Source organism: Flagellimonas hymeniacidonis (assembly GCF_008040165.1).
In the GTDB taxonomy this organism is placed as follows: Bacteria; Bacteroidota; Bacteroidia; order Flavobacteriales; family Flavobacteriaceae; genus Flagellimonas; species Flagellimonas hymeniacidonis.
The window spans coordinates 1189305-1209955 of sequence record NZ_VRUR01000001.1; the positions used below are offsets into that span (position 1 = coordinate 1189305).

The following is a 20651-nucleotide window of genomic DNA, read 5'->3' on the forward strand; positions in this document are numbered from 1 at the left end:
TTCCATATATGAATATATATTAATTTTTTTTACATTCGTTTTATCAAATAATCTAGTAATTATTAATTTTTAAATCATTTATTATGAAGTACTTAAATGCGAAATCGCTCTACCCTCGTCTTACTTTAGGAGTATTCCTATTATCATCAAGTCAAATTTTTGCAATGAACGTTGCAATGAATCTTGGAATTAAAGCATTGGTCGATGACCTCTGGACAGAAGTAAAAGATGCAGCACCTATTATTCTGGCCATTATTTTTATTATTGGAATTCTCCTTAACATTGGAAAATTACTAGGAGATAATCGAGATTACAAAGGGTTCCTTACCAGTGTTTTTCTATTTTTTGGAGGTATCTCCATTATAGGCGGTGTGGTAAGCTATATCCTATCGATTTCTTTCTAGCTTGGACCAAAAACCCAGAAACCAAGAATATCGTTTAAAAGTTGAAAAGGGCCTCGAAAAACAGGCTATGGTACTAGGACTGCGGTTACAGTATCTAGGTATTTTTGCGGTCTTTTTCCTCTTTTCCCTCTTGCCTTTGACTAGAGGGATAAGCTTTTACACGTTTGTTTTTGCCGTAATCCTTGCAGCATGTTCGTATGTGCTATTAAAGACTGCAGACGATAAGAACCTACTCGAAAAGTTGTCTGTGACAAATTTCCCCAAAATCTTAGTAAACGACCTATATAAAAAATTGAGCAGTGGACCAAATCAATCTAAGTGAACACTATCCCATTTTATCCATAAAAGACAATATTGTTCTCTCCAATAATGGGGACATTATTATGTGCTATGCACTAGAGCTTCCAGAAATATTCACCCTTTCTAAAGAGGACTACCAAAACCTTCAAGATTTTTGGTACCGCACCATTAAATATCTCCCTGCCAAAAGTTTTGTACACAAACAGGATATTTTCATTAGTCAAAACTATAGTGGGGACGAACTGCCAGATTCCACCTTTTTACAAAGGGCAACCAAGGCGCATTTTAAGGAACGACCCTATTCTTCACACTTATCCCTTTTGTTCATTGGATTTGGTAAAAAGAACAGCTTAAACGCATCCGGAATCCAAAACCCATTTAAAACAATCCCAGGCAGTAAAAAATTATTGGAGGAGTTTCAAGACGGGAATGTCTTTGTTTCTGAAGTAAGCAAGACTATCGAGTTTTTGAACAGCTCCAAATATATCAAGGCACACCCCATTTATGAGGACGAAATAGATTCTTTGATTCAGAATTATTATAACGGATTCGATTCAGAAAAATATGTTGATACGGACATGATCACCAAAGTCAGGACCAAAGGCCAAAGCTATAATGCAATTGGTGTGGGTGACAAAAGAGTGGGAGTGTTTGCCATTAACGACATTAAGCAGTTCCCGGATTATGTGGACACCTACAAACTGGACAATGATTATAGCAGTAAAAAATTCAAAATATATAAGGGGGCCTCTGACGATTTTGGCTTTAAGATGTCATTTGACCATATCTATAACCAGGTTATTTATATCGATGACCATTCTGAACACAAGAAAAATCTTGAGAACCGGAAAGAACATCTGGTTGGGGCCAAAGGGTTTGGAACCGATAATAAAATGGCTGCCGAGGATCTGACAGAATACTTGGAACAATTGTCCAGGGATGATAGCAAAAAAATTGTCCGTGGCCATTCCAATATTATCTACTATGCCAAATCGGATGCCGAGTTTGATGAGTACACCAATATCATTTCAACCGTCTACCGTACTCTCGATTATAAACCACATTACCCGAACAAGAACAGTGTTCAGGAAATTTACCTTAAGTCGTTGTTCCCGTATGTCTCTACCTTGAGCAATCAAAATCTTTTCCGAACGGAGCTTGAAGTTGCCTTAACGCTTTTTCTTAATATTACCTCTTATAAGTCGGATGATGAAGGGATTGTTTTTTCGGACCGGATTTTTAACATCCCAATAAAAAGGGATGTTCGCGACGAATCAAAAAAGAGAATCAAAGCCTGGAACTTCTTCATTTTCGCTCCTACTGGAGAGGGCAAATCCGTGCTTGCGAATCACATCTTTAGACAATTAAATGAACAGGGTAAGAAACTGGTCATTTTTGATATTGGAGGCTCATTTAAGAAATTGTCCTATTTAATTCCCAAAGAAAAGTCGATTTTCTTTTCTTATGAACATGGCAAGCCTTTGGGGTTGAATCCATTTTATTTAAATGATGTCAGTGATTTGGATATTGACAAGAAAAACTCCCTGGCTGAATTTATCTATAGTCTTTGGTTTCCAGACAAAGATATCGACAACGGGGACAGGACCATTCTCATTAAACTTTTGGATGCTTATTACCTGAACGTGGTGAGGGGGTTTTCCTTTCCCAATTTTTACAACTTCATAAAAATTAATAGCAAGTCCCTACTGCAGCAGCTTGGTATCAATGATCGTTTTTTTGACTTGGAGTCTTTTTTGCTCATGACGGAGACCTATGTTACTGGTGAGTATAGCTTCCTCTTTGGAGAAACCGAAGATTTCAGCCATCGCATGGAGGACAAGGATATTGTAATATTTGAATTTGAAAAGGCCAACGACAATGTTATCCTACTTTCCCTGCTTTTACAATTGGGAAATGAGGCCGTGAATAAAATTATCCTTGAGGACCGAAGTATTGACGGGGTTGTGTTCTATGATGAGCTGGCAAAGTTTATCAAAGAGAAAAGCATCCGTAATCGAGTAACCCACTATTACCAGACCAACCGGAAACATTCTGCCTCAGTCGGAACTGCACTTCAAACCCCTGACCAACTTCCTGAAGGACCCGACACCAACGCCATGATTGAGAACTCCCAAGTAGTCTATATTCTCCATAACGAAAAAGGATATGAGCCCATAGTAAAGCGCTTTAACCTGTCCGAACACCAACACAATATCTTAAAATCCATTACCCCGAACCTAAAGGCAAAAAACCCCTACACTGAGTTTGCCTTGATCATCGGCAAGTTTATTTGGGTAATGCGTCTTGAACTCTCCAGGGAAAGCTTTTACGCTTATCAGACTGATGGAAAGGAATACAACGCCATTATGAAGCTCTTTGAGGAAAAGAAAGATATGGAACTAGCAATAAAGACATTTATGGCAGAACAAAAATAGAAACAACAAAATCAAATAATCATGAAAAAAAGAGCCCTCGTCAGCCTCACATTAATTATTCCCTTGTTTACAGGGATTGCCCAACTAGTAGTAAATGACCCACAGGCAAATGCCAATCTTATGCAACAAATTGCACAGGGAGCAAAGACCGTGGAACAAACTGCAAAATCAGTCAAGTTGTTGAAGGAAGCCAAGCAAATGTATGATGATGTTAATGGCGCAATTCAAACTTTGGAATATATCTCTGACATGTCCGTGACAACTAAAAAAATCATTGAAAATTCTGGAAGTAGTTTAAAACAAATTCAAAAATCCGATATGTTTTCGCCAAAGGAAATGAATGTTATTTCTCAAAGGTATAGTTCATTAATTGCGAAGGGAAACATTATTCTAAAAGTTGCAAATGACTTACTGAGTGGTGGGATTTTTAAGATGAATGATGCTGAACGAATGGTACTTCTCAGGGATTCTAAGCAAGAGTTGCAAGAAACCTTGGCTGAATCCAGAAGTACAAGAAATCATTATATGAGGGTTGCTGAAAAAAGAGCTTTGCAGAAGTATTTCATAGAAAAAAAGTAAAGTCATGGATATTACTTATGAATCAATTTACGACCTATATGAAAACTTCTTTACCTCAGAACTTAATATAAGTCAAATACTAAATCCCCTTAAAGTATTAGCTGTTGTTTTTTTTGTTCTTAATGTATATACCAATATGTTCAGCAAAGTTGGAACATCTTGGGGGCAAGCAAAATTACCTTTTGACCAGAATAAACTTTTAAGTTCTTTGGTAGTCGTAATGGCGGTGATTTTCTATGATAAATTACTGGACTTTTTGGATACATTACTAATGGGGTTCGATACCTCTTACAGTCACTTTTCACCTTTTCATTTTGATTTTCCAATTGTGGACCCCGAAGATGGAGGATTTAGTTTTGGCCCATCAATTGTTACGGAAGCTGCTGCTGAGTTTGTCAGTATTCTAAAGGACCCTGGGCATGTAATTGTTTTAATTCTCGAGGGTATTGCTTGGATGATAGACGCTGCGATTTATGCTGTCTTTCTTCTCGAGCGATTCTTTTTTATTGGCTTATTAAAAGTTCTTGGAGTAATCGCTATTGTAATGGCTGTCTTTGAAAAGTTCAGGGACCTTTTTTATAAATGGGTCAAATTATACGTGTCCGTGTATCTTTTGATTATACCCTTTTTCCTAATAATGGGCTTTTCCTCATTTGTGTTTGAATTCTTTGATAGTAGTCTTAAAACAAATGGTTCCGTCGATGTTTTGATTGGAAGCAAAATCAGGGTTCTCATTCTTGCTATAATGATTTGGCTCAAACTCCGGCTATTCAAAAAATCCTATGATTTGGTATATAAACTTTTGACTTAAACGATAACAGCATGGAAGTAGTTAAAACAGATATCTATAAACAATTGAAAAGAAACAATCTTATCGTTTGGGCCGTAGTGATTTGCTGCGGACTAATTTCCGTCTTTGCTATCTGGACCGCGAGACAAGCAAGCGTAAACGCAGACCGTTTTATTTATAGCATTTCAAGCAATGACAAGCTCCTTCCATTGGAACTTATCGAAGCTAAAGAAGTCCAGACCATTTTTAAAAAATCACATGTGAAGCTCTTTTTGGAAAACTTCTATGCCTATGACCAGTGGAATTATAAGGACAGGATTGAAAAGGCGCTTTGGCTCATTGATTCTGAAGATGGTAAAAAGTTGTACGAGTATTATCGACAACAAGGACACTATAATTCGATGATACAGTCCACATCGAGCCAGACTATTTTTGATATCCAGCCTGTTTTCGATAATCAGGACAATTTTAAGGTCCAGGCCACAATAGAAATCAACCACTCCAAACAGGATCAACCAAAAAGATATGTTTTAACAGCTAGGGGAAAACTGGACCAAGTTTCTCAAAATTATCCACTGAATCCCTATGGTTATCTCATTTTGGATTTTAAGGAATTAACATTAAAAGAAATAAAAGATGAATGATTTAATAGAAAAATTAAAGGTAATGGAGCCCAAGCAGCTTATCATAATTGGGTTGGTCGCACTTACAGTTATTTCCCTTTTTGTTGTCCTTCTTATCCCAGGGGAGGAGAGTGAGGAGCCAACGGATTTAGATGATTTTGAAACTCCTGAAAACAGGGATCAGGTAAAAGACTATAACTCCAAACTCGATGCCTATAATAGTAACCAAAACGAAGATGACCGTGTTTCCCTTGAATTTAACCTGGATGAATATGCCTCTGATGAACCTGCTGATGATGACCTAGAAAGGGAACAGCTCGAAAAAGAAGTGGATAGTATGCTCAATGCGAATAAAATGAGCTATTCCGATAATAGCGCAAGTCGTCCCAAAAATCAAGGCACAAAACCTTCAACCGGAAGAAGTACGCCTAGACGCACACAATCACCTGAGAAGAGCAACAGGAAAGAAGAAATCAATAACGAGTTTGAGAGCTTTTTTACCAATGCTCCAAAAAGTAGTTCTAAAGAGAAAGTCCTTGACTCCAAAACGGACCCATTTATCTATGCCGTCATTCATGGGGACCATACCGTTAGACAAGGGGAACGGGTCAAGCTCAGATTGACTAAAAAAGCGACGATTGCCGACATGGAATTTTCCCAAAACAGTTATGTCTATGCTTTTCCAACATTTCAGGACAATAGGGTACTGCTAAATATTAGGTCAATTAACCATGTCCCAATCAGTATTTCGGCCTATGATACTGAGGATAGTGCGCTAGGACTTTATGTCAAAGGCGCTAAAATGGTCGGAGAAATAACTGATGAAGGCTCTAAAGAGGCTGTTGATGATGTGGATGTAGGAGGTGTTCCGGTTGGGTCCACCATCAAGAAGGTGTTTCAGAAGAAACAACAGATACCCACGGTTACGCTTTTAAACAACACAAAATTAATCCTAAAACCCAATGAAAGATGAGACAGCTTGCCCTAATCTTATTCTTGGCCACTGCTGGCCTGTTTGCCCAGGAAGAACCTTATGTATTGGAAGCCACCACGGATAAAAATGTGTTTTTGTTCTTTCCATCGCCTATCACAAAAGCACTGCCTGGGAATGGACAATTCCGTTTTGGTTACAATCAGGAAACTGCAGAAAAATTTGGAGTACTAAAAGCAGTTTCGCCCCAGGGGGAAAGTACCCTCCACATTATAACCGAAGACCATTCTGTGTATTCCTTCATTGTGAAATACAATAAAAGCATTACCCAATTTGAGCATTTTTTTGATGGTTCTGAGGCGGTAGGAAATATAGAGCGCAAACAACAAAGCCCAATTGAAATCATGGATAGTGTTCCAAGGATCGGCAATAGCATTTCTAAAGTGGTTGAGTCAGATTATTTTGAGACAAAAGAAACCTCCAATGAAACAGGGTTTGACTTTGCGAAGGAACTTTTTGAACGTAAGCCATACTATAAGAATATTTTCAAGCGTCAAAGTGATGTTGTACTTCGCCTATCCCATATTGCCTATCGTGATGATAAGACCTATATCTGCCTGACCATTGAAAACCAATCAACCCTCGATTATGATATAAACTTTATCCAGTTCAATAAGATTGCCAAAAAAGCAAGCAGAAAATCCAATTATCAGGCCATAGAAATAAAGCCTATTGAGGAAGAAACCTATCAGCCATTTTTAAGGGTTGGTTCTTCTCAAATACAAAGAGCTGTCTATGTTTTTGATAAGCTCTCCATTGATAAAAACAAGCTAATTAATATTGAACTTAATGAGCTGAGAGGAGAACGAAACCTTAAACTGTCCATTGGGCATCAATATATAAATAACCCCACTATGTAATCCATTTATCAAATAATCTTTAATCACTCGTCAAATGAAAAAAAAGAACGTATTACTCGTGGCCTTGGCCACCGTCATTTTTATGACCACATCTTGTGCCATTGCTCAAAGGAGTACGATGGCATTTGAACTTTCACCTGGCTATGCTCAAGAAGGCTTTGGGGGCAAGGCAACCTTTAACTATTTCCATAATCGGACCGATTATTTGCAGGCTGCTGTTATAGCCACTTTTTCTAGGGAGGCCATAAATCCACAGACCGAGATTCCCTACACCAACTATTTGTTGAATGCTGGCTATTTCAAACCTGTTTTTTCCAATCGAATGAACAGTTTTACTCTTTTCTTAGGAGGTGGGGCATCCATAGGTTATGAAGTAGTGAACAAGGGCAACACCGACCTTCCAGATGGCTCATTACTGGTTTCAGAAAGCCAGTTTGTCTATGGTCCATTTGTTGGACTTATTCCGGACTATTCAATTTCAGACCAATTTTCCCTAATTCTCCCCCTTGATTTATTCTACCATTTTGGCAGTGATCTTGGCGGGGTCCATTTTCTGGCAGGTTTTGGGGTTCGCTATTACTTAAATTAAAAACAAAATCATGAAAAACTTATCAAATAAAATATCCGTTTTACTTCTTACGCTCTTTATTATCCTTTTGTCCTGTAACAAGGATGCAGACGTTATTTCGAATTTTCCGTTTACATTAAACGAAGTTCATTCTGATACAACAACTGTTAATCATCCTGAGAAGACCACTTTTAATATCGTTCCGGAAAGGATTGTTGAATCCACTGTTTATCAATTCAAGTATGAGGTATTAAGCGGTGAGGGGGCTTACTTGGACGAACAAGGGGAACCATTACCAGAAGAAACTTTTGTAAAACTAGACAACCGAAACCCTCAGTTTCCCTATCGCTCAGCCAAAATTGGTAAGGAAAAGGTTAGGGTAACTGTACAGGATAATGGGCTAATAACAGAAACTGTGGATGTGGTTTATGAGATTCAGCATAATCCTTATGTATTAGAGTTTTCAACACCATTTAATCAAACAGTAGTAAAGGAACCCAAACCAGTTACATTGGGGATTTTCAATACCGGAAAAGACAAATCGGTCACCTTTGAGAGAGCATTTTTTATTATCCAGGGGACAGGAAATTTGTTTAAGGCGAATTCTAATGAAGAATTTCCTTTGGAAAAATTCGAACCAATAACTGAAGGAACCTTCAATTATGATATCAGCTTCGAGGAGTTTGGGGAGTCAAAAATTTTAGTCACTACCAGAGATAGCAACCAACAGATAAAGAACGACACACTGACTTTTGAAGTGGATGAAATTGACATCAATTTTACCGCTACAGCTGAGAAAAACAGCTCCTTTTTAGGACAAGAATTTAATATCACTTTTGGGCTTTCCGAAGATCAAGGTGCAGGGGGGAGTTATCAGATGCGGTATGCCGTGGATTTAGGGGAGGTTTCATTAGAATATAATAATGAAATTTTAAGCCCTGGGGTTTTGTATGACATAGAACTAGGAGGGTTCATTTGGAAAGCAGTTGGTAGTACACCTGGACCTTTAAAGCTTTCATTCACGGTTAAAAATGATTCTGGAGCTGAACTTACCCGTGAAGTAATCATTACTGTCATTGATGCCGGAATTGTATTTGATGCTGTACCATTAGCAGCAGAGATATTTATTGGTGAGTCCGTGTCATTCAATGCATCCATTGATGAAGACCCTAGTGCAGAGCCACCCTATGAACTAAAGTTCGTTTCTTCAGCTTCAGGTAAGCTTAGGTACAATGAGATAGAATATAATCCTGGACAAATTGTTAGCGTGGTTGATGCTAACTTTTCCTTCGATTATACACCATTAACCGTTGCTAACCACGAACTAACATTTACTGTGGAAAATAGTATAGGGATACAGGCAGTTGATATGGAAAATATTATGGTTAAAGACCCACAACTCTCATTTAATACTATACCCGTAGCTAATGATGCCTTCGTAGATATACCCGTAACTATCAATGCATCCTTATCTGAACAACCAAACGCTGCACCTCCATATAACCTTATATTTGAATCCACAGGAACTGGAACAGTAACTTATAATAATGTAGATTATACTCCAGGAGTAAATATTGTTATAAATTCCGCACCTTTTTCAATGGAATATAATCCCTTATCCACTGGGGACCATATGGTTACTTTTACCATTCAAAACAATATTGACGTTGAAGGGGTGGATGTTGTAAATCTTGATGTACAGGAAGCACAGCTATCTTTGGATGTCGTTCCCTCTGCACCCCAAGCATTTATAGGCGAAGCTGTGAGCTATAATGCTTCCATCACACAATTACCAGAGGCGAACCCTCCTTTTTCCCTTAGTTACAGTTCGTCAGAAGTAGGGTTTGTAAGGTATAAAAATATAGTGCGTAATCCCGGTCAAAACTTCCTAGTAGATGATACACAATTTTCATTTGAATACAGTGGTAATAATTCTGGTAACCATGAAATTGTTTTTACCGCGTCGAATGATTTCAATGCTGAGGGGATTGATATAGTTGAATTGGATGTTATACAGCCGGATTACACCTTCTCCACCAGCGCTGCAAACAGTGTTGTACAAGGTATTATTTTGGATATTGACCATTCTTTGACCCCTGGAGCTGGACAACAAACGTATCAAATGAAATATGTAGTTAATTCAGGCGATGTCAACATGAGACACCAAGGGAATGCGTTACTCAATGAAAATACGTTTCACGATGTGCCAAATGGTAATTTTGATTGGAGGGTTAGCGCTAAAGATGGCCAAAATATTGATATTACATTTACTGTTATAAGTAACTATGGGGTTCAAAAACAAACCCAATTACTAATTGACGTTACTTCTACCGATTTTGATTTTAGCCTAAATAATCCAAATGCTATTCAGACAGAAGATGGTGAAGCCAATATTGAAGTTGATTTGACGGGCCAGAACCAATTCGATTATACAATAGCTTATTCAATTAATCCTAACGATGGTTCTAGGTTACTGCTTAACAACAATGTAGTACAACAGGCTTCTTCAATAAATATAGGTGTTACAGACTTTCTCTTCGATTTTGTTGATGCCGAGCAATATTCTGTGGAAATTAGCTTACGAAGTAGCGCTAAACCAAATAACCCGGTTGTGCGTAATGCAAATATCAATGTTTCCCATACACCCATTACATTTAATGTCATTAACGCCAATAGTGTTGAGAACAACAGTCCACTAGCGCTTGCTTTGAACTTATCAGGCAGTAATAATCTTAGTTATTCTGTTTCTAGGAGCATTTTAAATGGCTCTGGGTCATTTAATTTCGGAAACAATACCCCACTTAATCAAGGTAACAATGGTTTTAGTTATACACCAACTACTGCTGGACAACATCAACTAAGGTTTGTTGTGATGGACAATTTCGGAAATAGTGTTACTGTGGATAAAGCTTTTTCAGTTACTGAACCAGCTCCGGTGATTAATCATCTTACAAGTAATAATTATGCCAAAACCGGATGTGCTCAAGATGGCCCTTTTATTGAAGAATGCACCCTAAGACTTGTCCTTCAATGGGATGTCACCAGCCCTTCTAATGTTACCCATTGGAGAACCAGAAGAAACAATGTTGTAGGACAAGAGGTAGCAGTACTCAACTTTTTACCAGATGTTTCAATTGTTCCTGCTGGGACTGTTAGAATTGGTCATAACGATGCTATAGATGAGAATCAAATCACTCTGAGGACTAGTGTAGCATTTGATTTACAAGTAAAAAATGCTGACGGCCATTGGAGTGATTGGTTCCCAATACTTTCACCAAACTCCTATGGATTATCTTATCAATGATTCAATTTTATTGAATTCTTCAAAAGGGGCTTTCTGCCCCTTTTGTATATTTACACTAACCCAAAGCATAGCCCCAAGTTTTACTAACATTAATCTTATATTATGAAATTAAAAACATGCCTATGGCTTGCATTGACCATTCTATTTGCCAGTTGTAGCAGTTCCAAAAAGGATGGCTTATTAGGTGATTTTAGCTCGATACCCTCTGAATTACTATCTAGTCAAGAACAGCGTTTTACAGAATTGAGTGTAAGCAAGGAAAATGGTATATACTTTTTACAATCCATCAAAAAGGATGGAAACTTGCGTGAATGGAGTGACAAATTGGAATTAAAACCCGTTTCAAAGGAAAAGATAAAAGAGTTGTTCAGTCCTGAACAAGAAAAAAATGTAAAATATGGCTTGTTTTTAGAGACAAAAACATCAGGTAAGAAAGCAGAATTCTATTTTTTTAAGGCCGATAAGGATGAAAGTGATGAGCTGTTTAAAACAGGGTATTTTTCATGCACATTTACAACAACATCATGGGGAGCACCTTACAATTCTAGATACCCACTTTACAAATTGAATTGAATTAACGACTCATTTTAGGGAAACAATGCCAAAATTATAGTTTAGAGTATCTAAACGGGCTGTTGTTGCAATCATTTTCGGCAGTTTTAAGTGACGGTAAGGATGTGGGGGCTTACATTGGCCGCCTCCTTTCCCAACCTTACTAGAAACTTCTTAAAATGGATTTTCCCGCCATCCCTGATACAAGTAATTCTCTGCAGGAAGCAGGTTTTTTTAAATACAACTATTATTTTCATTTACAGTCAATACCGCAAGATAATCAAGCCGCATTTGCACCATCAAGGTAGATTCCAGGATAATCGGAACCTCCAGAGGCTCCCCCAATTATCCTGACCTGAAGCAAGCTTCTTAATTCCACCTTGACCCTCCCCAACGCCCCGATGATCATCGGGGCTTTCTGTTGATTGTGGTTTCCGCTATTAACTTTAAATTTTTAATTATGACAAGTAAAAGAAATTCCACACGCACTGCAGCTACAACGGCAGTAAAAAAGGACTTGCAAAAAAAAGAACAACCTAAAGATGTGTTTACCGATTTGATGACCACACTTAACGAACTGGAGCAGCTCCGTAATTATTACAACAAGCTCAAGATTAAAAGGGACACCCTCGAAGAGGCCATTAATAAAATGAACAAAATCATCAACAAGAAAAAAGATAAGTTCGAAGGGCCTTCTGAAGAAGCATTTCCCTTTGAAATTGTTCTCAAGGGAGAAAACGAACATAACCGACCAGACAACATCTTTGTTATCAATCAAAAGGCAACCGTCCTCAGATTCTCACAGGCTCTGCTCACAGAAATCAATCAGATTCTCACGGTTTTTGAAGCGGATATCCTCGAATATTCCAAAAAGATTAAGTAAGGAAAAGGGGGAAACCCCTTTTTTATTCAATTCTATTCCTACACACCATGCAGTAACCCACATAGTTGTATTCATGAATACATTCTTTTATGTTCGTTTCTACCAATAAACGCTCATAATAAATATTTTGTTCAATTGTGATTTCTGGTTGTTTCATCTTACATATTTAGGTTAAGAGGCTGAAATTTAAAGATAACAATAATTTACCAAATTCCCTTTGTTTCTGCGGTAGTTGGCGGGCTTGGCTATTGCTCCGGATTCCTGGGATGGCCAGTACCCTGTCCTTTCCCTGGATCCTCGCTTGCCTTTGCCACCAACACCCTCAAAACCGCGCACAAGCGCAAAAAGTTCCTTCGGAATTTATGCCCTTGTCTTGCTATTTTTAAAGCTTTAATAAAGTTGCTCATCCTTCGCTAAATTACGTCAAGGAAAGTGTTCACTTGTCTAAAATCTTAACTCGTATCGCTTCCCTTAATAAAGGGACAATAGGTTTCAGTCTGCCTGTTGATCAATGATGCAAATATCTTAATGGATTTAATAATCTAATATGGAGTTATAAAAAAATCTTGTTTTTTAGATAAATAAATTATATATTTGTATATATATATTTACACTAAAACCCATAATTTCGTTCAACATGAAAAAACTTTTTAACATTGCTGGTAGATTCAACAAGGTTGGAACCAGCGCAGAAGCAGTAACTGGAACCTTAATTACACCTTATCATGGAAAAAGAACAAAACACAAATGGAGATTATGATTTTAAAAGATTAGAAGAAAGATTAGAAGAACAAGTAAGGCTTAACAATTTCCTCATGCACGTTATTGCAAGTCGTGATAATGGTGTAGGGGAGAGTGATTTCAAAGAAAACAAAAAGAATGAAACTCGATTTGACAAGGCAATGAATGGCCTTGGATGGACCTTTATTGTTGAAAAATTCGGAACGCTTGTTGAAGCAATTTCTGGATATATCAGCTAGTTCCTTTTGAAAAGAGATTCACAAATAATAATAATATGTTACCTACAGCAGATACTGAAAAATTATTCGCCAATGGTATGGGATTACATATGGTTCATGTGGTAGGACCTTTTTTGAAACAAAAACGAAAAAACGTGTTTGTTACTCAAAAGGCAATCTATTCACAGGGATATGCACAATCATTTATAAGCGATTTTGAAAACGGAAAACGCAAAGCAGATTTGAAACTTATAGGGGTTTATGCAAAGGCACTTCATATGGAATTCTATGATTTACTTATAGAAGTAATAGAGGTTCAAAAATCCCTACTTGATGAAGAAATACAAAAATTAAAGGATTTAAGAAATTAAATGCATCCAAAGGTTGCCGCTTATTGCTGCTATTTAATAAACCTATTTATCTAAGATAAAAACCATTTGGGTACCATTCCCAAAGTGGAACGGCTTTCCCTGTATTGAAACCGACACTCTCAGCCCCCGTAAGTGCATGTCGATTCTTCAACTTCCACGCCCTTGCTATACCTTCTTGTTTGTTAGCAGAGCCTAAGAATCCCTTTTAAGTTGTTTATGAAGTTAACCCCTGTACTTCAAGGAAGCCTTGTAAGATAAGCCAAGTTATTAATAATAGCCCGAAAAAGTAGCATATGGTAGCGAAACCTAAAGACACTTTCCTTGATTTATTTGCTTCTTTGAAAACTTCCCAAAACCCAAGACTTAACTGGTTTTCATTTTGAGCATCCACGACCCGCCAAATAAAAATCCCTTCAATCCTATTAGGATCCATACCAATTTCCTCAGCATATTGAAACAAATGGTCCATATTTTTTTTGGCAATTAGAAATGAGCCAAAAGATTTATTTTCCTTGATGATGGATGGCGCGCGCCAATTGTATATAATAGACCCAATGGTAAAAAATAGTGCACTAAAATAAAAGATTGTCCAATTGAAGGGAAGCTCAATAATTAGCTCATGTTCTTTTCCATTGAACAAAAATATCAAAGGGGAATTTACCTTTGATAACAGTTTGGCCAAAACAGGAACGATGAATAGATAAATATAGGAACTGTTCACTATCTTATTTTTACCAAGAGCGGAAATCAATACCCAATTAAACTTCATAAACGTATTCTTTGACTTAGTTGAATATTGCCCAAGGAAGCTTTGCTTGTTCATGGGGCACAAAATATTTAACAGTATCTGATGTATGGAGGCCATTGATTCCACGCCTCCCTTCTGGATTATGTTCAATCCAAAGTTCCATAAAGAAATCTTTATGTTCAATATCCCTATATAGAAAATAGTTCATGGTCTCGCCTCTAATTGAATCCACAAATTCACCAGAGTCCCAGAAATACTCCCATTGGTCCAGTATTGTCATTTGTTCAAAATCGTGTGCGTCCATTGGCCAAGATAATATGTCAATTAAGAATTATTATCATAGCACACCCTTACTAACTGATTTCCCGCTGGATTGCCCTTGCAATCTTCTTTTAACCAAGTCGCTTCGTTGAACAAAACCCAGACCCAATCACAGGTCTCATTTTTTTGTGACTTACAATAACTAAAACCTCCTTTTGGAACCTTCATTGAAAAAAGAAACTTACCCGAAGCTTCATCATCCATGTTAATACACTGTCCTTCAGTTGTAAATTGACTGCAAACCATATTCTCCCATGTTCCATAATCTCCTGCTTCTAGTTCTCGATTGAAATCTAACTTCCCCATAGGCTCTATTTTAAATTTCATTTTTTGTTTGTCAAAAACAAATACTACAGAGGTACTATCTAATAATTCCCCGTTCAACCTTGATATGGCATATTCCTGCTTCTCTTGAGAAACGTAAAACTTTTTTTCTGAAATGCTTCCAAAAGAAATAAGGTCTTCCGAGTTTCCTGATTCCGCCAAAGTCCCTGGTACATCAATCTTTACACTTTTGGTAACTTCTCCGCATGATACAAAGGCTATAGCCCCAGCACAGATTAAAATTTTTGTGATTGTTTTCATATGTCTAGTTTTAGTATTGGTTGAATAATAGTTATACTCTGGTCTGACATAATTATTGTATAACTTACCTTTCTCCTAAAGGCATTCCTAATGGTCCTCTCTCGAAATATTTTCGAACTCTTATATGTACATTATCCAAAAAGTGAAGTTGATTCAAAACCTGAATTTAGATTATCCAGATTTTCATTGTAAGTGTCCATCTGCTGTACGTCATATTTTTGCTGTGCTATAACTTCCGGAAAATGTTTTCTTTCCAAGATTTCAGGAACATTGTTATCTGCCCTAGAATTAGTTGCGCTCTTGGAAACTGTGAAGGCTTCAATTTCCTGGTCTGTGTCACATTGAAACATTAATTGCCGTATCAGACTATCATTTAAATTTGGGTCAACCCAGTCTTTCCAATGATAAGGATCTAACATGATGGGTTGACGTTTCTTGCTGTTATGTACCTGTTGCATAAAACGATTTGCCTCTGTGGTTAATATACTCGTATATCTAATTCCGTCAATTACATTATAAACCCCTAATAGACCAAAATAACTTTCATGGATAGGTTGTACCAAATGAGGGAACGATTCTTTTTTAATATGGTATGGCTCAAAGTATCCAGTAACAGGAAGCACCACCCTTCTTTTTAGAATGGCTTCTTCAGACCTGTTATTATCAAAAGCGTATTCGGATTGGGTATTTAAAGATTTTCCGGCGAGCTTTTTCCAGCGCTCCTTTACATCTTTTGTCCAAGGTTCTACTATTCCCCAGGTCATTACATCAATCTTGTCTGGGGCTTCTTGGGTCATCCCGTATATTTTTCCATGTGAAAACCCGTTCATCCAATAATATGGGTCATAAAGTGTTGGATCCCGGAAAGTGGCCTCCATTTCCCGTTCCATTTGCGCCTGGGTTTTTTCCCGGTTTGAGGTTGAATAGCACATTATTTTAAGGTTGGTATACCAATTTACCAAAAAACTTTAACTTTTCATGAATGGATAAATTCCATATTTTTGGATTAAATCCATATTTTTAATCCAAATAACCCCGTGCAGCAAACTATTCTACATATGGACTTGGACACCTTTTTCGTGTCCTGTGAACGGCTACTCGACAGCAAACTTAAGAAAAGACCTATCCTAGTGGGCGGTACTGGCGACAGGGGCGTGGTGTCCTCATGCAGTTATGAGACAAGGCGATTTGGGGTGCATTCGGGCATGTCCATGAAGATAGCACAACGCCTCTGCCCGGAGGCCGTGGTGATAAGGGGCAATGCTGGTACTTATATGAAGTTCTCCGATATGGTAACGGAAATCATAAAGCTAGATGTACCCATATTTGAAAAGGCAAGTGTGGACGAGTTCTATGCCGACCTGAGCGGGATGGACAGGTTTTTCGGCTGCTACAAATATGCTTCCGAACTCCGGCTGAGGATTATTAAGGAAACAGGGCTGCCGATTTCCTTCGGACTTTCCAAGAACAAAGTAGTTTCAAAAGTGGCCACGGGAGAGGCAAAACCCAATAACCAACTGAGGATTGATTTTGGTCTGGAGAAACAATTTCTTGCACCTCTGTCCGTAAAAAAGATACCATCTGTTGGAAACAAGACTGCCCAAGCGCTCATCAACATGGGGGTTGAACGTATAAGTACCATACAGGAAATGCCCCTCGAACTTATGGTAAGCGCCTTTGGACTTAACGGAAAGACCATTTGGAAACGTGCTAATGGCCTTGACAATCCTCCACTTGTGCCGTTCCACCATCGTAAGTCCATCAATATGGAACGCACCTATGGGACCGATACCATTGATATGGTTAAATTGAGGACATCCCTTGTTGCAATGGTGGAGTGCAGGGCATCCCAACTCAGAAGGGCCAATAAGATGACCGGGTGTGTCAGTGTCAAGATTCGTTACTCTGACTTTTCAACCTATACCAAGCAAAAGCGTATTCCTTATACAAGTGCAGACCATATCCTTGTGCCCTTAGCACTGGAACTGTTCCATACGCTCTATAACCGAAGAATGCTCATACGGCTAATCGGGATTTCGTTCAGCCATATCGTCGGGGGCAATTATCAGATAGACCTCTTTGATGATTCTGAAAAGATGTTGAACCTATATAGCGCTATGGATAAGATAAAGGACCGCTTCGGTGACAACAAGGTGATGCACGCAGCATCCATCGGCGCCAAGACCATCGGTGGTGATGGAAACCCGTTTGATGGAAGCCCTCCCATTGTACTCGCTCACCGGACCCAATAATGTATATCAATTGTCACACATATTACTCCCTGAACTATGGGACGTTCTCAGAGACCCAATTATTGGAGCTTGCCAAACAGAACAATGTTGATGTATTGGCACTGACAGACATCAATAATACATCCGCTTGCCTAAACTTTATCCGCTTGGCACAAAAAGAAGGAATCAAGCCCATAGTTGGAATTGACTTCCGAAACGGCTCAGACCAACAATTTGTGGGCCTTGCCAATAACAATCTTGGCTTTCAGGAACTCAACTCCTTTCTATCAGTGCACCTGCACAATGACACTGAAATAGGGCCGATTGCCCCCGAATTCCAAAACGCCTATATCATCTATCCATTTGAAAAGGTACTGCAATTGGAAAGGACCAATTTTAGGGAAAACGAGTTCATAGGGTTGACCATCCGGGAGCTCAATAAATTACCTTTTTCCAAATACAAAAATTGTGATAACCTGGTGTTGAAACAACCCGTCACTTTTAGGAATAAAAAGGATTTTAACGTACATCGACTCATAAGGGCCATTGGCCTGAACACCATCTTGAGCAAGCTGGAGGAGTCTGAAGAGGGAAGCCCACTTGACAAGATGCTTCCTTTGACGGAAGTTTTGGAAATCCTTGAGAACCACCCTGGGATAGTTTCCAATACACAAAGGATTTTGGATATCTGTTCCATTGGATTCGGATTTGACGATAATAGGATATCCCAGAACCAACAATCGTTCCTTGGTGACAAGAAAAGGGATTTTGAACGGCTGAAGGAACTCTGTAACAAAGGACTTTATAAACGATATCCCAATCCATCTCAAACTGTAGAAAGGAGATTGGAAAGGGAGCTTGCGACCATCAAGGACATGGGTTTTGTTCCCTATTTCCTAATCAACCATGATATTGTGGAATATGCCAGGAACAAGGACTATCCCTTTGTTGGACGGGGGAGCGGAGCAAACAGCATCGTGGCTTATGTCATAGGCATTACCGAGGTGGACCCCATCGAGCTTGACCTTTATTTTGAGCGATTCATCAATCCCTATCGAACCTCTCCACCTGACTTTGATATTGATTTCTCCTGGAGGGAACGGGAAGATGTTACGGCCTATATTTTCAAAAGGTTCAAGAACGTTGCACTGTTGGCAACCTATAACACTTTCAAATATAAGGCGGCAGTACGGGAAGTTGGTAAGGTGTTTGGGCTTCCCAAAGAGGAAATTGACAAGCTCAGTGTGGGTAACTACCATTTGCCCAACCTAGACAGTATGCAAAAGCTAGTCCTTAAATATTCCACTTGGGTACAGGGGATGCCCAACTATATCAGCGTGCATTCTGCAGGAATATTGATATTGGACAAGTCTGTTCATTACTACTCAGCTACCAGCCTTCCGCCCAAGGGTTTCCCAACGGTTCAGTTCGATATGATCATTGCCGAGGACGTAGGGATATTCAAATATGATATCCTCGGACAAAGAGGGCTTGCCAAGATAAAGGACACCATAGAACTGGTGAGGGAAAACCAACCTGATGCTGAACTCATCGACATTGACAGGACTGATGTATTCAAAAAGGATGAGAAGATAAATGCCCTTTTGAGCAAGGGAGGGGCCATTGGCGCATATTATGTGGAATCCCCCGCCATGAGGGGGCTTATGAAAAAACTCCGTACCCATGATTATCTTGGGCTTGTAGCTGCCAGTTCGGTGATACGCCCTGGTGTTTCCAGCTCTGGGATGAAAGATGAGTACATCAAACGTGAACGTGACCCCATGCGGAGGAAACAGGCCAATCCCCACCTTTGGAAAATCATGCCTGAGACTCACGGTATAATGGTATACCAGGAGGATGTGCTAAAGGTGGCCCATCTTTTTGCGGGACTGGACCTGGGAGAGGCTGATGTATTAAGAAGGGGGATGAGCGGGAAGTTCAGGTCAAGGGAGGAATTCAAGGCCGTAGAGGAAAAGTACTTTTTGAATTGCAGGAAAAGAGGTTATGGTGAACAACTCATCAACGAAGTCTGGGAACAGATAAAAAGCTTTGCCGGATATGCTTTTGCAAAGGGGCATTCCGCATCCTATGCCGTCGAGAGTTACCAGAGCCTTTACCTCAAATGCTATTTCCCCATTGAATTTATGACTGCAGTCCTAAATAACGGTGGCGGGTTCTATGATACCGAACTTTATATCCATGAGGCCAGGAAATGGGGAGCTGTCATCCACCCTCCCTGTATCAATACCAGTGACCATCCCAATGTTGTCATTGGAAATGCGATATATCTTGGGTTCGGTTATTTAAGAAGTCTGGAAAAACTCGTCATACAAAGGATATTGACCGAACGACAACTGAACGGAAAGTTCCGCTCATTTGATAATTTTATTGATAGGATCGCCATATCCATGGAGCAATTGACCATCCTGATAAGAATAGATGGCTTTAGGTTCACAGGCATTCCCAAGAAGGAACTGCTTTGGCAGGGTATGTTCAAGACAAAGGCCAATAGCTTGAAAACTACACAGAGGTTTTTGTTCAGGCCTAAACACCGAAATTTTAAGATACCTATCCTTTACCACAACAATATCGAGGACCATTATGACCAACTCGAACTGTTGGGGTTTCCATTATGCTCCTATTTTGATCTAATGGCGGACAGTCCCAAGAGCAGATTGTTGGCAAAGGACATGCCCAAATACAAGGGAAAAATGATATTGATATACGGTTCAATGGTACATTACCGTTTGAACACCACTTCCAAAGGAGATAGGATGGCCTTCACTACCATGCTCGATATGGAAGGTGAGTTCTTTGATTGTGTCCATTTTCCTCAGACAATGCTGAAAACACCCATTAGGGGAAAGGGGGTTTATGCCTGTTATGGGAAACCCACAGAGGAGTTCGGGCATTATAGCTTTGAGGTGGTCTGGACCAAAAAGATGTCGTTGCGACCTGACCCCAGACATTCCGATGTTTTACCAAAATCTTTTTCTGGTTGATCTATATCTAGTTGAATGGTGAACCTAGGACTAAAACGCCAAATCAAAAATCGTGATACCATTCATCGACATTATATATCTCAAAATAGGAGATTATGTTAATAATATGCGCATTTCATCGATAAAAGGCCTAATTAATGTTAAA

The 20651-nt window shown here is 38.9% G+C and carries 19 protein-coding genes; 15 read left to right on the forward strand and 4 right to left on the reverse strand.

Annotated features, from left to right (window positions below; translation table 11 throughout):
* The first annotated feature begins 83 nt into the window (after positions 1-83).
* The 13 genes from FVB32_RS05300 (at position 84) to FVB32_RS05360 (ending at position 13619) form a co-directional block, all read left to right on the forward strand.
* Positions 84-404: a hypothetical protein gene (locus tag FVB32_RS05300; RefSeq protein WP_147741883.1), complete on the forward strand. Its 321-nt coding sequence runs from the start codon at positions 84-86 to the stop codon at positions 402-404.
* 299 nt (positions 405-703) lie between these two features.
* Positions 704-3139 (forward strand): TraG family conjugative transposon ATPase, encoded by a 2436-nt coding sequence (locus tag FVB32_RS05305; RefSeq protein ID WP_147741885.1) that lies wholly within the window; start codon positions 704-706, stop codon positions 3137-3139.
* Between the two features lie 21 nt (positions 3140-3160).
* Complete coding sequence (locus FVB32_RS05310; protein ID WP_147741887.1) at positions 3161-3718, forward strand: hypothetical protein; 558 nt, start codon at positions 3161-3163, stop codon at positions 3716-3718.
* A gap of 4 nt (positions 3719-3722) precedes the next feature.
* Positions 3723-4529, forward strand: coding sequence for a type IV secretion system protein (locus tag FVB32_RS05315; RefSeq protein WP_147741889.1), 807 nt, complete (start codon positions 3723-3725; stop codon positions 4527-4529).
* Between the two features lie 11 nt (positions 4530-4540).
* Entirely contained in the window at positions 4541-5152 is a 612-nt protein-coding gene (locus tag FVB32_RS05320) for a hypothetical protein (protein WP_147741891.1), read from the forward strand.
* Positions 5145-6104, forward strand: coding sequence for a conjugative transposon protein TraM (traM, locus tag FVB32_RS05325; RefSeq protein ID WP_147741893.1), 960 nt, complete (start codon positions 5145-5147; stop codon positions 6102-6104). Before FVB32_RS05320 ends, traM begins: the two co-directional genes overlap by 8 nt.
* On the forward strand, positions 6101-6982 hold the full coding sequence (locus FVB32_RS05330; protein WP_147741895.1) for a DUF4138 domain-containing protein: 882 nt from the start codon (positions 6101-6103) through the stop codon (positions 6980-6982). The genes traM and FVB32_RS05330 overlap by 4 nt, the downstream gene beginning before the upstream one ends.
* 34 nt (positions 6983-7016) lie before the next feature.
* Positions 7017-7571, forward strand: a complete 555-nt coding sequence (locus FVB32_RS05335; protein ID WP_147741897.1) for a conjugal transfer protein TraO — start codon at positions 7017-7019, stop codon at positions 7569-7571.
* A 10-nt stretch (positions 7572-7581) separates the two neighbouring features.
* Positions 7582-10854, forward strand: a complete 3273-nt coding sequence (locus tag FVB32_RS05340; RefSeq protein WP_147741899.1) for a TraQ conjugal transfer family protein — start codon at positions 7582-7584, stop codon at positions 10852-10854.
* A gap of 102 nt (positions 10855-10956) precedes the next feature.
* Positions 10957-11427, forward strand: coding sequence for a hypothetical protein (locus FVB32_RS05345; protein ID WP_147741901.1), 471 nt, complete (start codon positions 10957-10959; stop codon positions 11425-11427).
* A 439-nt stretch (positions 11428-11866) separates the two neighbouring features.
* Complete coding sequence (locus FVB32_RS05350) at positions 11867-12289, forward strand: hypothetical protein (RefSeq protein WP_147741913.1); 423 nt, start codon at positions 11867-11869, stop codon at positions 12287-12289.
* Positions 12290-13014: 725 nt separating this feature from the next.
* Positions 13015-13269 (forward strand): hypothetical protein, encoded by a 255-nt coding sequence (locus FVB32_RS05355; protein WP_147741915.1) that lies wholly within the window; start codon positions 13015-13017, stop codon positions 13267-13269.
* A gap of 35 nt (positions 13270-13304) precedes the next feature.
* The gene (locus FVB32_RS05360; protein WP_147741917.1) at positions 13305-13619 is read left to right on the forward strand and encodes a helix-turn-helix domain-containing protein; all 315 of its coding nucleotides are present in this window, start codon (positions 13305-13307) and stop codon (positions 13617-13619) included.
* 214 nt (positions 13620-13833) lie between these two features.
* On the opposite strand, the gene FVB32_RS05365 is transcribed toward FVB32_RS05360, so the two are convergent.
* From FVB32_RS05365 to FVB32_RS05380, 4 genes are all read right to left on the reverse strand, one after another.
* On the reverse strand, positions 13834-14388 hold the full coding sequence (locus FVB32_RS05365; protein WP_147741919.1) for a hypothetical protein: 555 nt from the start codon (positions 14386-14388) through the stop codon (positions 13834-13836).
* Between the two features lie 16 nt (positions 14389-14404).
* On the reverse strand, positions 14405-14671 hold the full coding sequence (locus tag FVB32_RS05370; protein WP_147741921.1) for a hypothetical protein: 267 nt from the start codon (positions 14669-14671) through the stop codon (positions 14405-14407).
* Positions 14672-14691: 20 nt separating this feature from the next.
* The gene (locus tag FVB32_RS05375; RefSeq protein WP_147741923.1) at positions 14692-15273 is read right to left on the reverse strand and encodes a hypothetical protein; all 582 of its coding nucleotides are present in this window, start codon (positions 15271-15273) and stop codon (positions 14692-14694) included.
* Positions 15274-15404: 131 nt separating this feature from the next.
* Positions 15405-16205 (reverse strand): SOS response-associated peptidase, encoded by an 801-nt coding sequence (locus FVB32_RS05380; RefSeq protein ID WP_147741925.1) that lies wholly within the window; start codon positions 16203-16205, stop codon positions 15405-15407.
* A 105-nt stretch (positions 16206-16310) separates the two neighbouring features.
* Between FVB32_RS05380 and FVB32_RS05385 the strand changes: the two genes are divergently transcribed.
* Positions 16311-17525: a DNA polymerase Y family protein gene (locus tag FVB32_RS05385; RefSeq protein ID WP_147741927.1), complete on the forward strand. Its 1215-nt coding sequence runs from the start codon at positions 16311-16313 to the stop codon at positions 17523-17525.
* Positions 17525-20506 carry a DNA polymerase III subunit alpha gene (locus tag FVB32_RS05390; protein ID WP_147741929.1) on the forward strand — a complete coding sequence of 994 codons (2982 nt, stop codon included), beginning with the start codon at positions 17525-17527 and terminating at the stop codon, positions 20504-20506. Before FVB32_RS05385 ends, FVB32_RS05390 begins: the two co-directional genes overlap by 1 nt.
* The last annotated feature ends 145 nt before the right edge of the window (positions 20507-20651 follow it).